This is a genomic window from Uliginosibacterium sediminicola (assembly GCF_039631295.1).
Classification (GTDB): domain Bacteria; phylum Pseudomonadota; class Gammaproteobacteria; order Burkholderiales; family Rhodocyclaceae; genus Viridibacterium; species Viridibacterium sediminicola.
In genome coordinates this window covers 102,133-118,084 of sequence record NZ_JBDIVE010000004.1, presented here as the reverse complement: position 1 = coordinate 118,084, position 15,952 = coordinate 102,133, and the positions used below count along the sequence as shown (strand labels likewise).

Below are 15,952 nucleotides of genomic sequence, written 5' to 3'. Positions count from 1 at the left end.
GAAAAAACGGAGACTGTTTACACATGAACGATGTTTTTTCAGCCTTGGAAAACCTCAGCGCATTAAAACCGGAGCAATTTGAAACCGCTGCCATCCTCAAAAAGGCGATGACGGCGGGTCGCAAGCTCGCCGAGCTCAAGGGGCTGGCGGCGTCCATGCCCAACGACGGTATCCTCATCAACACCTTGGCGATGCAGGAAGCAAAGGACAGCTCCGCCATTGAAAATATCGTTACGACCCATGACGAGCTTTTCAAGTCCGATGCCTTCCCTGAGATGGGCAATCCCGCTGCCAAAGAGGTTCGTCACTACATCCAGGCGCTGCATATCGGGCATGAGCTGGTCACCCGAACCGGTTTGCTGACCAGTAACCACATCATCCAGATCCAGGCCGAGCTGGAAAAGAACCGAGCCGGGTTCCGCAAATTGCCCGGCACCGCGCTCAAAGACGGACAGGGCAATACCGTTTACACCCCGCCGCAAGAGCCAGACACCATCATCGCCCTGATGCGTGATCTGGAGCACTTCATCAACGACGACGCGGTATTCGATGCTGACCCGCTCATCAAGATGGCCATCATTCATCACCAGTTCGAGAGCATTCACCCCTTCTACGACGGTAATGGCCGCACTGGCCGCATCATCAACGTGCTCTACCTGATGCAGAAGGGTTTGCTAGATATTCCGCTGCTCTATCTCTCACGCCACATTGTGCGCAACAAGGCCGACTACTACCGGCTGCTGCAAAGCGTGCGCGAGGGCGATGACAGAGCTGCTGCCTGGGAAGAATGGGTGCTCTACATGCTCAGCGCTGTGGAAGAGACTGCCCAGCACAGCATTGAAACCGTTACGCTGATTCGCGATGCGGTCATGGACTACAAACACCGCATCCGCGACAACTTCCGCTTCTACAGCCAAGACCTTATCAACAGCCTGTTCCAGCATCCCTACACCAAGATTGAATTCATCGAGCACGACCTCAACGTCTCTCGCCTCACCGCCACCAAGTACCTGGACGCGCTGTGCAAGGAGGGCTTTCTGGAAAAACGCAAAGTTGGCCGCTCCAATTACTACATCAATCGTGAACTGAACCGGATACTCACGCGGGACGAAGCCAAAGCCCCTGTCGTGTCACAATGATTCTTATCCAGATGCCATGCGCACCTTGTAAAAGCAAACATGAATAACGAAGAACAAAGTTTCCTGAACAATCTCGACAAGCAACTCTGGTCAGCAGCTGACCGCCTACGCGGCTCGGTCAATCCCAGCGAGTACATGCATGTCGTACTCGGGCTGGTCTTTCTCAAGTACATCTCCGACGCTTTCAAGGAACGCCGCACCGAGCTGGAAGCCGCATTCACGGAGCCTGCTAACGACTACTACCTTGGCGACGACGCAGGCGAGCTGATCGAGCAAGAACTCGAAGCACGCGATTACTACACCGAAAAAAATGTCTTCTGGGTGCCTGCTCTGGCGCGTTGGGACTTCCTTAAGGACAACGCCAAGGTCGCCATCGATACCGTTCTTGAAGTGAAGAACGGCAAGACCTACGAGTACAAATTCAAAGGCATTGGCAGACTGCTGGACGACGCACTCGAAGCCGTTGAAAAGGAAAACCCCAAACTCAAGAACGTGCTCGACAAGAGCTACGCGCGCTGGCGCGTCGACGAATCCCTGCCGGGCCTGATCGACGAATTCTCCAAGATCCCGTTCAACCACGACTCGCTCAAAGCCAAAGACATCCTTGGCCACATCTACGAATACTTCCTTGGTGAATTCTCGATAGCTGCCGGCAAGCGTGGTGGCGAGTTCTACACACCGAAGAGCATCGTCAGCCTCATCGTCGAAATGCTCGAGCCCTACGAGGGGCGCGTGTATGACCCCTGCTGCGGCTCGGGTGGCTTCTTCGTGCAGAGTGAACGTTTTGTCGTCGAGCACGGCGGCAAGATCGGCCAGATCAGCATCTATGGGCAAGAGGCCAACCCCACCACCTGGCGCCTGGCCTCGATGAACATGGCCATTCGTGGGCTGGATTTCGATTTCGGCAAAGAGCCCGCCAGCACCTACACCAAGCCCCAGCACCTCGACCTGCGTGCCGACTTCATCATGGCCAATCCGCCCTTCAACATGAAGGCCTGGAAAGAAGGCGTGAAGGACGACGACCCGCGCTGGAAGTACGGCACGCCGCCCGATGGCAACGCCAACTTCGCGTGGATGCAGCACATGATCCACCACCTCGCGCCGCACGGCAGCATGGCCCTGCTGCTTGCCAACGGCTCGATGAGCAGCAACACCAACAACGAAGGCGAGATCCGCAAAACCATCGTTGAAGCCGACCTTGTTGAATGCATGGTGGCACTCCCCGGCCAGCTGTTCACCAACACCCAGATTCCCGCTTGCATCTGGTTCCTCACCCGCAGCAAGGCCCAGCGCAAGGCCAGCCGCAATCGCAAGGGCGAAGTACTGTTCATTGACGCGCGCAATCTCGGCTACATGAAAGACCGCGTGCTGCGCGACTTCAAGATTGAGGACATCGCGAAAATCGCCGCCACCTTCCACGCCTGGCAACGTGGCGAGGGCTATGCCGACGAAGCCGGCTTCTGCAAGGCCGCCAAGCTCGACGATATTCGCAAGAGCGACTACGTCCTCACCCCGGGCCGCTACGTCGGCGCCGCCGCGCAGGAAGTGGACGCCGAAGCCTTCGAAGACAAGATGGCTCGCCTCACCGCCGCCTTAGGCGAGCAGTTCAAGGAGAGCGCCCGTCTCGAAGCCGAAATCCGCAAAAACCTCGCCGGGCTGGGTTATGCGCTCTGAGGCTCTTACTTGTGCAACGGTGCGCTGCACGGGCGTCAGACCATGATCGCGCCAAAGAAAGCACCCGCCCGCAAGGCCGCCAAGGCGCCGACAGCAAGGGTGGCGACCGAAGACGCAAGGGCCGACGAGCGCCGGCAACTCGGCCGCGTGGATCGCAGCACCATGTTCCCGGTGGCCGCTCCGGCAGGCGAGATGCCCGCCGACTACGCCGCATGGTTTGCCGAGATCAAGCAGCGCATCCACGGCGAACGCCTGCGCCTGGTGTTGGCCAGCAACAGTGTGATGATCCAGCTCTACTGGGACATCGGCCAGCGCATTCTGCACAAGCAGGCCGAGCAAGGCTACGGCAGCAAGGTCATCGACCGGCTGGCCGCCGACCTGCGCGATGCCTTCCCCGACATGAAGGGCTTCTCGCCGCGCAACCTCAAGTACATGCGCGCCTTTGCCGCCGCCTGGCCGGATCGGCAAGTTGTGCAAGCGTCGCTTGCACAAGTGACTTGGTACCACAACCTCACCCTGCTGGAAAAACTAAGCTCGGCTGAAGACCGTCTTTGGTACGCCGCCAAGACCGTTGAGCATGGCTGGTCACGTAACGTTCTTGCTGTGCAGATTGAAGGTCGTAGCCACCAGCGCCAGGGCAAGGCCCAGCACAACTTCGCCGCCACCCTGCCGCCGCCCGAATCCGACATGGCCGCCCAGGTTTTCAAAGACCCTTACCTGTTCGACTTTCTCGGCACCGACGCCCCGCGCCGCGAGCAACAGCTCGAACAAGGCCTCATCGAGCACATCCAGAAATTCCTGCTCGAACTCGGCCAGGGTTTCGCCTTCGTCGGCCGCCAGGTGCACCTCGAAATTGGCGACGACGACTTCTACCTCGACCTGCTCTTCTACCACCTCAAGCTGCGCCGCTACGTCGTCATCGAACTCAAGGCACGCAAGTTCACGCCCGGCGATGGCGCCCAGCTCGGCATGTACATGACCGCCGTTGACCGCCTGCTCGCCCACCCCGACGACAAACCCACCCTGGGCCTGCTACTCGTGCGCGAGAAGAACCGCGTGCTGGTCGAATACGCCCTCGCTGGCAGCACCCAGCCCATCAGCGTCGCCGAATGGGAAACCCAGCTCACCCGAGCGCTACCGCAGGAACTGGAAGGCAGCCTGCCGACAATTGAGCAGATTGAGGCAGAGTTGAGTGGGGATGTAGGGGGCGGGGATGAGTGAGTTAAAGCCCTTCACCGAACTACTATCGGGCATTGTCGACAATCGAGGAAGAAGTTGTCCGACCAGCGAACAAGGAATTCCGTTGATTGCTACCAATTGCATCAACAACGATTCACTCTACCCGACCTATGAAAAGGCCAGATACGTTTCACAAGAGACTTACGACACGTGGTTTAGAGGTCACCCTGAACCTGGCGATTTGATATTTGTTACCAAAGGGTCTCCCGGCCGAGTATGTATGGCGCCTGATCCAGTCGATTTCTGCATTGCCCAAGATATGGTTGCAGTGCGACCTGACTCGAACAAGATCTATCCAAAGTATCTGTTCGCGGCCTTACGTTCCTACCAAGTCCAACAGGCCATTGGCAATATGCATGTAGGGACACTGATTCCACACTTCAAAAAAGGCGACTTCGACAAATTAGGTATTCCAGTACCGAACCCAGCAGTTCAGAAAATCATCGGTGACATGTACTACACCATTAGTGCAAAGATCGATGCAAACCGCCGCATGAACGAAACGCTGGAAGCCATGGCGCGGGCGATCTTCCAGTCCTGGTTCGTCGACTTCGATCCCGTCCGCGCCAAGGCCAGCGGCGAACCCGCCGAATCCATCTGCCAGCGCCTTGGCCTCACGCCCGAACTTCTCGCCCTGTTCCCCGATAGTTTCGAGGACTCGGAACTTGGGGAGATTCCGAAATGCTGGGAATGTGGTCCTCTGGAAAAACTGCTCGTTCTGCAACGTGGATTCGATCTGCCTGCGCCAGAGCGAACGCCCGGAGACTATCCCATACTGGCGGCCAGCGGCCCCAGTGGAACGCATCATGCCTTTATGGTGCGCGGCCCAGGTGTGACGACAGGGCGTAGTGGTGTGTTGGGAAAGGTCTTCTACGTTCACGAAGACTATTGGCCATTAAACACGTCGCTATGGGTCAAAGAGTTCAAGCGAGCAAAGCCCGCTTACGCGTTTCATGCGCTTCAGGGACTGGATTACAAGGGCTTGAATGCGGGTTCGGCTGTTCCCACTCTCAACAGGAACCATGCCCATGCCGTACGTGTGCTCGTGCCACCTCAGCTTGTCGTGGATGCCTTTGAACCCATCGCAGCTATGTTCCTGAAGCAGCAACGCGCGAACTTGGAACAGGTGGCGATTCTTGCGGAGATTAGGGATTCTCTTCTGCCTAAACTGCTGTCCGGTGAATTGTCCATTCAGGAAATGGTGGCAGCATGAAAGATCTTAAACAGCTTCAAAGCGCTAGTTCTGCTATGTACCGTTCTGGGTTTGACGCATATTTAGGCGCGGTCATGCTTTTGTCGCCAGTAGTGTCTTATCTGCATGAATAGAAAAACTTTTCTCATTTAGACGCAAATCCTCGGCCGACGCGCAATGACCGAAAACGACCTCGAACACCTCGCCCTTAGCCGCGCCCAGGAAAACGCTTGGAATGCCCATGCTGATTCAAGTACGTGTTCGATACGGGTGCCGGAAGCCGAATCAGTTCTGCATTGCGGTGGAGCGTAGAAACCATGCTTCAGATCACTTCTCTGGAAGACCTTGAGCTGCTGTCCGAGTCACTTGAAATCGAGTGCAAGCTGGCTGCCGGTCAGGATGGCAAGGGGCGGATTCCCAAGGATTTCTGGCCCAGTTACAGCGCTTTTGCCAATACGCATGGCGGCGTGATCGTGCTGGGTCTGCGTGAGACCCGGGATCACCGTTTTGTCGTCGAAGGGATCGAAGAGGCCGAGCGTGTTGTCGGTGATCTTTTCAATACCCTGAATAATCCTCAAAAAGTCAGCCTCAATTTGCTGACGGATCGTGATGTCAGCCGTCTGGTGCTGGAGGGCAAGACGGTGATTCTGGTGAATGTTCCCAGTGCGTCTCGCAAGCAGAAGCCGGTTTATCTGCAGGGCAATCCTTTCAATGGCAACACCTATCGCCGCTTGCACGAGGGAGATCGTCGCTGTGACGATGAAAGCGTGAAGCGCATGCTGGCGGAGCAGATCGAGGATGAACGGGATAACCGCATCCTGACTGGTTTTGGCATGGATGACATTGATCCGGAAAGCCTGCGCATCTACCGCCAGATGCTGCGTGATGAAAAGCCAGGGCATCCATTTCTGGAGCTGGAAGACTTTGAGTTTCTGCATGCCTTGAAAGGCTGGCGAAGGGATCGGCAGACCGGGGAAAGCGGCTTGACCCTGGCCGGGTTATTGATGTTTGGGCGCTGGTCGGCTTTGCAGGACGCACTGCCGCATTATTTTCTGGATTATCAGGAGCGGCCGGAAGCGCGCACGGAGAAGCGCTGGGTGGATCGCCTGGTGCCGGATGGGAGCTGGTCCGGCAATGTGTTCGATTTTTTCCGCCGGGTGTATCGCAAGCTTTCTGCTGATCTCAAAGTACCGTTCGAGTTGAAGGATGCTCAGCGCCAGGAAGATACCGCGGTGCACGTGGCCTTGCGGGAGGCATTGGTCAACACGCTGGTACATGCTGATTACAGTGGGCGGGTTTCGGTGCTGGTGGTGAAGCGACCGGATATGTTTGGTTTCAGGAATCCCGGCGGTATGCGGGTATCGCTGGAGCAGGCCCTGCGTGGCGGTGAGAGCGATTGTCGCAACCGTTTGATCCACCAGATGTTTCTGATGATTGGTTTGGGCGAGCGAATGGGATCGGGTATCCCCCGGATCTACAGCGGTTGGACCAGCGCGCATTGGCGGCCCCCGGCTTTGTATGTGAAGGATGAGCCTGAGCAGACCTTGCTGGAATTGCGCATGGTGGATTTGCTGCCGGAGGCGGCGATCACAAAATTGCGGGCGCAATTCGGTATCGGTTTCAATGCTTTGAATGAGGCTGAGCGTCTGATTGTGGCGACAGCGGCTATCGAACGTGTGGTAAGTCATGCACGGGTTGCGGAGATCAGCGGCCTGCATCCTCACGATTTGACGCTTTCTTTGCAGCATCTGGTGCGTGATGGATTTCTGGTGTCGGATGGCCGCTCGCGAGGGACGGTGTATCACCTGCCGGGCGAACAGTTGCCTACGCCGGAACAGGTGTTTGGTGAAGCCGAAAGCTTCGTTATGGCAAACGCTGCAGCACTCGATTCTGAAACCTCCGGAGCTTTACCCAGGAGCTCCGGGGGTTTGATCGAGAGCTCCGGGGGTTTGATCGAGAGCTCCGGGGGTTTGGGGCGGAGGTCCGGACCGTTTGGTCGGGAGGTTCCGGAGCTGGATCGGCCTGTTGTTGATGGTCTTGATAGCCTTGATGAGGTTTACCGCACAGAGCTTCTGGCGACTGCTCACGATGTATCCAGCCAGGGCAAGTGCTCTCGCGAGCTGATCGAGCAGACCGTACTGGAGCTGTGCGACGAGAGCTATTTGACGCTGAGTGTGCTTGCCCGGTTGCTCGGGCGTTCTGAAGACTATTTGCGCAAGGATGTGCTGAACCCGCTGGTCGCAGCCAAACGCTTGCGGAGAGCTTTTCCGAGCAAGCCTAATGACCCCAGGCAAGCCTATACGGCCAACAAGGATGTGGCGGAGAGATCATGACCGAAAACGACCTCGAACAGCTCGCCCTCACCTGGTTTCAGGACACCGGTTGGGACTATCGCGCCGGGCCGGACATCGCGCCGGATAGCGATACGCCTGAGCGTAGCGACTACCGCCAGGTGCTCTTGCAGGGCGAGCTGCGCGAGGCGCTGGTGCGGCTCAATCCGCAGTTGCCGGCCTCGGTACTCGACGAGGTGGCGCATCAACTCGCCAAGCCAGAGCATCCTTCGCTGATCCAGAGCAATCGCGCCTTCCACGAGGCGCTGGTGAGCGGCGTGCAGGTCGAGGTGGAAATCGAGGGTGAGCGGCGCGGCGACCGTGCGGTTTTGATCGACTTCGAGAACCCGGAACGTAACCACTTTCTGGTGGTGAATCAGTTCACGATCCAGGGCCAAAGCCAGAAAGGTGTGCGGCCGAGGCGGCCGGATCTGGTGTGCTTCATCAACGGTCTGCCCATCGCGGTGATCGAGCTGAAGAATCTCGCCGCCGAGCAGGTGGGTATCAAGGATGCATTCAACCAGTTGCGGACTTACAAGGAGGAGATTGCCGATCTCTTCGTATTCAACGAGGCCTTGGTGATCTCGGATGGGCTGCAGGCGCGCGTGGGTTCGCTGACGGCGAACTTCGAGCGCTTCCTGCCCTGGCGCACGGTGAAGAACGAGAACGACCGGCCACTGCTGGAGTTCGAGCTGGAGAAGGTGGTGCGCGGCTTCTTCGCGCCCGAATTGCTGCTCGATTACCTGCGCTACTTCGTACTGTTCGAGATGGCCGACGGGCAGATCGTCAAGAAAGTTGCGGCCTATCACCAGTTTCATGCGGTGCGCGCAGCGGTGCGTGCGGCCGTGATTGCCGCCACCCAGCCGCCTGCCAACATGGTGCAGGAGCAGTGGGCGACCTATGCCGACAAGGTGAAGCCGGGCTCGCGCATGGGTGGCATCGTGTGGCACACGCAGGGCTCGGGCAAGAGCATCTCGATGCTGTGCTTCGCGGCCAAGCTGATGCAGCAGAAAGAGATGCACAACCCCACGCTGGTGGTGGTGACGGATCGTAATGATCTGGACGGGCAGTTGTTCGAAACCTTCGTCGGTGCGCGCAGCCTGTTGCGTGAGTTGCCGCAGCAAGCGGGGAATCGCGAGGAGCTGCGTACCCTGCTGGCCGGCCGGCCCTCGGGCGGCATCATCTTCACCACGGTGCAGAAGTTCACGCCGGATGCGGGCGAAGAGAAATTTCCCTTGCTCTCCGACCGCAACAACATCGTGGTGATCGCCGATGAGGCGCACCGCTCGCAGTACGGTTTCCGTGCGGTGCTGGACAAGAAGACCGGCCGCTACAAGTACGGCTTTGCCAAGCATCTGCGTGATGCGCTGAAGAACGCCACCTTCGTTGGCTTCACGGGTACGCCCATCGAGGGTACGGACAACGACACGCGCCAGGTGTTTGGCGACTACGTCAGCATCTACGACATCCAGGATGCGGTGGACGATGGCGCGACGGTGCCGATTTTCTACGAGAGCCGCCTGGCCCGCCTGAACCTCAACCAGGCGGAGATGGAACAGCTCAACGCCGAGGTGGAAGAAGTCTTCGAAGACGAGGAAGACGCGGCGCTGAAAGAGGCCGAGAAGACGCGCTGGGCCGCGCTGGAAAAACTGGTCGGCGCACAACCGCGCATCGACCAGGTGGCGGCCGACATCGTGCAGCACTTCGAGGCGCGCAACGAGGCGGTGGCGGGCAAGGGCATGGTCGTGGCGATGAGCCGCGAGATCTGCGCGCGGCTGTACAAAGCCATCGTCAAGCTGCGCCCTGACTGGCACAGCGACGACCCGGCGCAGGGCGCGATCAAGGTAGTGATGACGGGCTCAGCCGCAGACGATGCGCTGCTGCAGCCACACATCTACAACAACCAGACCAAGAAGCTGCTGGAGCGGCGCTTCAAGGACGCGGCTGATCCGCTCAAATTGGTGATCGTGCGCGACATGTGGCTCACCGGATTCGATGTGCCCTGCCTGCATACGATGTACATCGACAAGCCGATGCGCGACCACAACCTGATGCAGGCTATCGCCCGCGTGAACCGCGTGTTCCGCGACAAGGAAGGCGGCCTGGTGGTGGATTACATCGGCATTGCCGCCGAGCTGCGCAGCGCCTTGCGCACCTACACCGAGAGCAAGGGCAAGGGGCAGCCGACGCTGGACGCGGCCGAGGCACTGGCCAAACTCAAGGAATTGATGGAGGTGGCGCGCGCCCAGCTACATGGCTTCGACTTCAGCGCCTACCGCACACAGGCCGCCGTGCTGTTGCTGCCTGCTGCCAACTTTGTGTTGGGGCAGGATGAAGGCAAGAAGCGCTGGGCCGATGTGGTGCTGGCCATCACCAAGGCCTTCTCGCTGTGCGGCACACTGGACGAGGCGCTGCCGCTGCGCGAAGAGATCGCCTTCTTCCAGGCGATCCGCGCGGTGATCGCCAAAGCCACGACATCGGAAGCCAAGCTCAGCGAGGAGAGCCGCAACGCGGTGCTCAAGCAGATCCTCGACAACGCGGTGGTGGCCGAGGGCGTGGAAGACATCTTCAAGCTTGCCGGGCTGGAGCGGCCGAACATTGGCATCCTGTCGGATGCCTTCCTCGAAGAAGTGCGCCAGCTGCCGCAACGCAACTTCGCCGTGGAGCTGCTGCAGAAGCTGCTCAACGACCAGGTGAAGTCGCACATGCGGACCAACGTGGTGCTGGAGCGCAAGTTCAGCGAGCGCCTGCAGGCCGCGCTGAACCGTTATCTCAGCCGCGCGGTGGAGAGTGCACAGATCATCGAAGAGCTGATCGCGATGGCGAAAGAGTTCCGCGAGGCCGCACGGCGAGGGGAGAAGCTCGGCCTCAACAACGCGGAGCTCGCTTTTTACGATGCGCTGGCCGACAACGAGAGCGCGGTACGCGAGCTGGGCGACGAAGCCTTGAAGAAGATCGCGATCGAGGTGACGGAAAAACTGCGCAACAGCACCTCGGTCGATTGGCAGAAGCGCGAGAGTGTGCGCGCGCGTCTGCGCAACCTGGTGCGTATCACGTTACGCCGCTACAAGTACCCGCCAGATATGCAGGAAGAGGCGATCCGCTTGGTGCTGGAGCAGGCGGAGCGATTGTCTGAGGGATGGAGCGCTACGGGTAGCTAGCTCTACAGAAGCTGACTTTGATTATCTTGGTTGCGGAAATTCAGGACGGAATGCCATGCACGCTTCAAAACCATTTTCCCTGCGCATCTTCGTCGCCGATGGCGATCCGGATGGCTTGCGCGTGGTCGAGCGCAGCAACTGGGTTGGCAAGGCACTCATCTTTCCGCGTGCGCTCTTGCCACGCGTGAAGCAGCGCGAGGAGCTGGCGTACACAGGGGTGTACCTCTTGCTCGGGCCGCGTGAGGATGGCGATGGGGAAATGCTCTACATCGGCGAGGGAGATCCAGTGCGACCACGGCTGGAGGATCACTACGCGAAGAAGGATTTCTGGAATCGCGCAGTGTGCTTCGTGGCGCCGGGGCAGTTGAACAAGGCGCATGTGCAGTTTCTGGAGTCCAACCTTGTGCGCTTGGCCAAGGCGGCCAAGCGCGTGCCGCTGGACAATGCGAACAACCCGGCCGAGCCCAGCCTGTCGGAGCCTGACCGTGCAGATATGCTGGTTTTTCTGGAAAACATGCTGGGCATGTTGCCGGTGCTGGGTGTGCATGCTTTCGAGCAGGCTGTGGCGGTGCCCGTTGCGGGGCATACGATGCTGACTTGTCGGAGTAAGGGCATCACGGCGACAGGTTATGAATCGACTCAAGGTTTTGTGGTGAAGGCGGGCTCGCAAGCGGTTGCGACAGTGACTCCTTCTATGCAGGAACACATGAGCCGACTGTTAGATGAACGCCAGGTGCTGATCGAAAACGGCGTTTTGCAGAAAAATGGTGAGCATTACGTAGTGACGCAGGACTACGTTTTCAGTTCTCCTTCGACGGCTGCGTCGGTTTTACTCGGCTGCAGTTCCAATGGACGTGTGGCCTGGAAGGATGCGCAGGGTACGACCCTGAAAGCCTTGCAGGAAGCCGAGGCGGCGCACTGATATGTCGCCAGCCCACTGGCTAGTTCTTGCGACGAGAGTGGAGCTGGCCAAATTAGATGCATGGCTGTGGTCTCCGGGCCGCCCTCTTTTTTCTCCAAGCCTTGAGTTCTGCGCAACTGACCACATGTAAGCTTGTCCCGCTGTAGTGGCAGCGGGATTAGAAACGTAGGATCCATTTCAATGAATAGCAGGGCTAAACAGGCTGATGCGGGGGTGGTGCGGGTGGCGCAGGCGCGCTTGCCGACCCGGCATGGCGAATTTGAATCGCTGGCGTTCCGCAATGTGCACAGCGGCGTTGAGCATCTGGTGCTGTGCCGTGGTGAGCTCGGCGCGGGGCCGGTGCTGGCGCGTGTGCATTCGGAGTGCCTGACCGGCGATGTGTTCGGTTCGCGGCGCTGCGATTGTGGCGAGCAGCTGGATCTGGCGATGCAGCGCATTGCCGAGGCTGGCTGCGGCGTGCTGATCTATCTGCGCGGCCAGGAAGGGCGCGGCATTGGTCTGGCCAACAAGATCCACGCTTACGAGCTGCAGGATGGCGGGCTGGATACGGTCGATGCCAATCTGGCGCTGGATCTGCCGGTCGATGCGCGCAGCTACGATGATGCGGTGGAGATCCTGCGCAGCCTGGGTGTGAGCGCGCTGCGCCTGATGAGCAATAACCCGCTGAAGGCGGAGGCGCTGATTGCGGCCGGGGTGAATGTGGTCGAGCGCTTGCCGCACAGCGTGCCGAGCCGGCCTGAGAACCGCCATTACATGGAAACCAAGCGCGCGCGCATGGGCCACCAGATCGCGGCCGAAGATTTGCCGCCGACACCTTGACTTGCGCTGCGCTCGCTACCGATCTTGCCAGGCCCGCCACGTGCGGGCCTTTGTCTGCGTGCAATCAGCGGGCGGCAGCGGCGGGTGGGTCCGCTAGAATCGAAACCTTTGCATGGATGTCCTGCTTGCCATGAACGCCTCTGCTCCCGCCCGGCACTTCAGCCCTGACGATCTGCGCAAGTGGCTGGACGAGCAGACCCTTGCCAAGGCGGCGGCCTATGCGCGTGCGGTGAGCCAGCTGCATGTCAGCGATTACGAAGTCAGCGCCCTGGTGCAGGGTTCGGCGCCACGGCCCTACACGGTGCGCGTGGTGTTCCATCCGGGGCGGCGCGGCATCATCGCCAGCATGCATTGCACCTGTCCGCTGGTTACCTCGTGCAAGCACTGTGCGGCGACGATGATCGAGGCGATCCGCCAGCGCAGCGAAACCCGCGTTCTGCCCGATCCGCGCGTGCTGGCCTGGGTCAAGGATCTGCGTGGCCTGGTTGATGTGCCGGCCAAGAAGGCGGTGGTCAATCGCCAGCGCGAGCAGCTGTTCTATGTACTCAGTTACGGCGCCCAGCCGCCCAGCCTCGACGTCAATCTCTACAAGGCGCGCCTGCGCAGCGACGGCAGCCTGCCCGACAACATCGACCCGTGGAGCAATATCGAGCGCGCGCTGATCAGCCCGCCGAGCTTTGTCAGCGATGAGGATCTGGCGATCCTGCGACTGCTCTGGGTGACCCGCGAGCGCGCCGGCTATTTCGTGCAGCTGCGCCTGGAAGGGCGCCAGGTCGGCGACCTGCTGCCGCGCATGCTGGCCACCGGCCGCTGTGTGTTGGGTGAAGATAGTCGCCTGCCGCTGCGCGCCGGCGCGCCGCTGAGCGCAAGCCTGGCCTGGCGCCTGGGCGAGGATGGCATGACCCACGCGGTCGCCGATCTGCCCGGCCGCCCGGATGCTCTGGTTTTGCCGACCGAACCGCCCTGGTACGTCGACACGCGCAGCGGCGAATGCGGCGCGCTCGATCTGGGCATCGCGCCACGCCTGGCGCTGAGCCTGCTCAGCGCGCCGCCGCTGCGGCCGGTCGATGCGGCAGTGGTGGCGCAGGCGCTGGGCGAGCTGATGCCGCAATTGCCGCGCCCGGATACGCGTGGCACCGAGGGCTTGCGCGAGATCCGCGCCCAACCGCAGGCGCGCCTGCGCCTGTTCAGCCTGCCCACCAACACGGCGCGGCGCTGGCGTCATTACACGCTGATCTTCAATGGCGTGCTCGATCTGGCGCAGCCCTATTTCGACTACGGCGGCCTCGCCGTGCCGCTCGACGACACGCGCGAATTCCGCCAGCTGGGCGACGAGGCGGTGCGCCTGGTGCGCGACCGCGCCGCCGAAGAGCGCCTGCTCGAAGCGCTGGCGCAGCAGGGTTTCGAGGCGGTGCCGATGGGCATCTTCCAGCCCTGGGCGCTGCCGGATGAGAAGAATCTGTTCGCCCTCGCCAGCGAAGAGGCCTGGGCCGGCTGGATGCGCCACCTCGCGCCGGCGCTGCGCGCTGCCGGCTGGGTGCTGGAGCGCGACACGAGCTTCCGCCACCACATCATCGATATCGACGATTTCAGCACCGCGGTGGCCGAGGGCGAACCGGGCTGGCTGGATGTGAGCATGGGCTTCGAGCTCGAAGGGCGGCGCATTGCGCTGGCGCCCATCCTCGCCGGCCTGCTCGCCGAACATCCGCAGCTGGCCAGCAAGGGCGCGCTCGACAAGCTGCGCGAGGGCGAACAGCTGCAGGTGGCGCTGGAAGACGGGCAGCGCGTGCGCTTCCCGGTGTCGCGCATCAAGCCGGTGCTGCGCACCTTCATCGACCTCTTCGACGGCCAGGACACGCTGCGTGTCTCCAAGCTCGACGCGCCTCGCCTCGATGCCCTGGTCGACATCGGCGACAAGCGCGGTCTGCAGGCGGTGATGGCGGCGCGCGAGCGCCTGGCCGAGCTGGCCAAGCGCGCGCCGGTGCGCGCCCCCAAAGGCCTCGGCGTGGCCTTGCGGCCGTATCAGCTGGAAGGCCTGGCCTGGCTGCAAACACTGCGCGCCAGTGGTCTGGCCGGCATCCTCGCCGACGATATGGGCCTTGGCAAAACCGCGCAGACCCTGGCCCATCTGCTGGTCGAAAAGCAGGCCGAGCGGCTCGACAAGCCGGCGCTGGTGGTGCTGCCGACCTCTCTGGTGTTCAACTGGCGGCGCGAGGCGGCGCGGGTGGCGCCGGCTTTGTCGGTGCTCACCCTGCATGGCCCGCAGCGCGACTTTGCGGCTATCGACAAGCATGACATTGTGCTCACCACCTACCCGCTGGTGTGGCGCGATGCGGACGAGCTGCTCAAGCACGAGTTCCATCTGCTGATTCTCGACGAGGCGCAGACCGTCAAGAACGCCGCCAGCAAGGCTGCTGGCGTGGTGCGCCAGCTCAAGGCGCGGCACCGCCTGTGTCTGACCGGCACGCCGATGGAAAACCATCTCGGCGAGCTGTGGGCGCAATTCGATTTCCTGCTGCCGGGCTTCCTCGGCGATGCGCAGGACTTCACGCGGCGCTGGCGTACGCCGATCGAGAAGGGCAATGACGGCCTGCGCCGCGAGCTGCTGCGCGACCGCGTCAAGCCCTTCATCCTGCGCCGGCGCAAGGACGAGGTGGCGACCGAGCTACCGCCCAAGAGCATCGTCGTGCGCAGCGTGGACATCGAAGGCGGCCAGCGCGATCTGTATGAAACCGTGCGCGCCGCGATGGACGACAAGGTGCGTCAGGAAGTCGCCAGCAAGGGCTTCAAGCGCAGCCAGATCGTCATCCTCGACGCCCTGCTCAAGCTGCGTCAGGTGTGCTGCGATCCGCGCCTGCTCTCTCTTGAGAGCGCGCAGAAGGTGAAGGAACACGCCAAGCTCGAACTGCTCATGGAGATGCTGCCCGAGCTGGTCGAAGAAGGTCGCAGCGTGCTGCTGTTCTCGCAATTTACCGGCATGCTCGACTTGATCGCCGAAGCGCTCAAGGCGGCCGAGATGCCCTACCTGATGCTCACCGGCAAGACGCGCAACCGCGAGAGCGTGGTGCGGCGCTTCCAGGAAGGCGCAGCGCCCTTGTTCCTGATCAGCCTCAAGGCCGGCGGCGTCGGCCTCAACCTGACCCAGGCCGACACGGTGATCCACGTCGACCCGTGGTGGAACCCCGCCGCCGAAGACCAGGCCACCGACCGCGCCCACCGCATCGGCCAGACCAAGCCGGTGTTCGTCTACAAGCTGGTGGTGGCCGGCAGCATCGAAGAGCGCATCGTCGCCCTGCAGGAAAAGAAGTCGGCACTTGCCGCCGCCGTGCTCAGCGGCGACATGCCGGGCGACCTCAAATTCAGCGAAGACGATCTCGCCCAGCTCTTCGCGCCACTGCCCGATGTGCCGGGCAAGGGCGACAAACCGGCGCGGCGCAGGACCTAGGTTTCAGGGTTCTTGGCTGTGTGGGTGGCAG

General features: G+C 61.0%; 9 protein-coding genes. All 9 read left to right on the top strand.

The genetic code is table 11. The features are described 5' to 3' along the window. Positions 1–23 precede the first annotated feature (23 nt). The 9 genes from ABDB84_RS09430 (at position 24) to ABDB84_RS09390 (ending at position 15,921) form a co-directional block, all read left to right on the top strand. A complete protein-coding gene (locus tag ABDB84_RS09430; protein ID WP_345919468.1) occupies positions 24–1,139 on the top strand; it encodes a Fic family protein in 1,116 nt (371 codons plus the stop codon). 39 nt (positions 1,140–1,178) lie between these two features. After that, positions 1,179–2,813, top strand: a complete 1,635-nt coding sequence (locus ABDB84_RS09425) for a class I SAM-dependent DNA methyltransferase (protein WP_345919467.1) — start codon at positions 1,179–1,181, stop codon at positions 2,811–2,813. Between the two features lie 42 nt (positions 2,814–2,855). Continuing rightward, complete coding sequence (locus ABDB84_RS09420; RefSeq protein WP_345919466.1) at positions 2,856–4,034, top strand: PDDEXK nuclease domain-containing protein; 1,179 nt, start codon at positions 2,856–2,858, stop codon at positions 4,032–4,034. Further along, the gene (locus tag ABDB84_RS09415; protein ID WP_345919465.1) at positions 4,027–5,265 is read left to right on the top strand and encodes a restriction endonuclease subunit S; all 1,239 of its coding nucleotides are present in this window, start codon (positions 4,027–4,029) and stop codon (positions 5,263–5,265) included. Before ABDB84_RS09420 ends, ABDB84_RS09415 begins: the two co-directional genes overlap by 8 nt. Positions 5,266–5,561: 296 nt before the next feature. Continuing rightward, the gene (locus tag ABDB84_RS09410) at positions 5,562–7,577 is read left to right on the top strand and encodes an RNA-binding domain-containing protein (protein WP_345919464.1); all 2,016 of its coding nucleotides are present in this window, start codon (positions 5,562–5,564) and stop codon (positions 7,575–7,577) included. Further along, positions 7,574–10,735 (top strand): type I restriction endonuclease subunit R, encoded by a 3,162-nt coding sequence (locus ABDB84_RS09405; RefSeq protein ID WP_345919463.1) that lies wholly within the window; start codon positions 7,574–7,576, stop codon positions 10,733–10,735. Before ABDB84_RS09410 ends, ABDB84_RS09405 begins: the two co-directional genes overlap by 4 nt. Positions 10,736–10,790: 55 nt before the next feature. After that, on the top strand, positions 10,791–11,657 hold the full coding sequence (locus ABDB84_RS09400; protein ID WP_345919462.1) for a GIY-YIG nuclease family protein: 867 nt from the start codon (positions 10,791–10,793) through the stop codon (positions 11,655–11,657). 180 nt (positions 11,658–11,837) lie between these two features. Next, entirely contained in the window at positions 11,838–12,476 is a 639-nt protein-coding gene (gene ribA, locus ABDB84_RS09395) for a GTP cyclohydrolase II (RefSeq protein ID WP_345919461.1), read from the top strand. 130 nt (positions 12,477–12,606) lie between these two features. Beyond that, positions 12,607–15,921, top strand: a complete 3,315-nt coding sequence (locus ABDB84_RS09390; RefSeq protein WP_345919460.1) for a DEAD/DEAH box helicase — start codon at positions 12,607–12,609, stop codon at positions 15,919–15,921. Positions 15,922–15,952 lie beyond the last annotated feature (31 nt).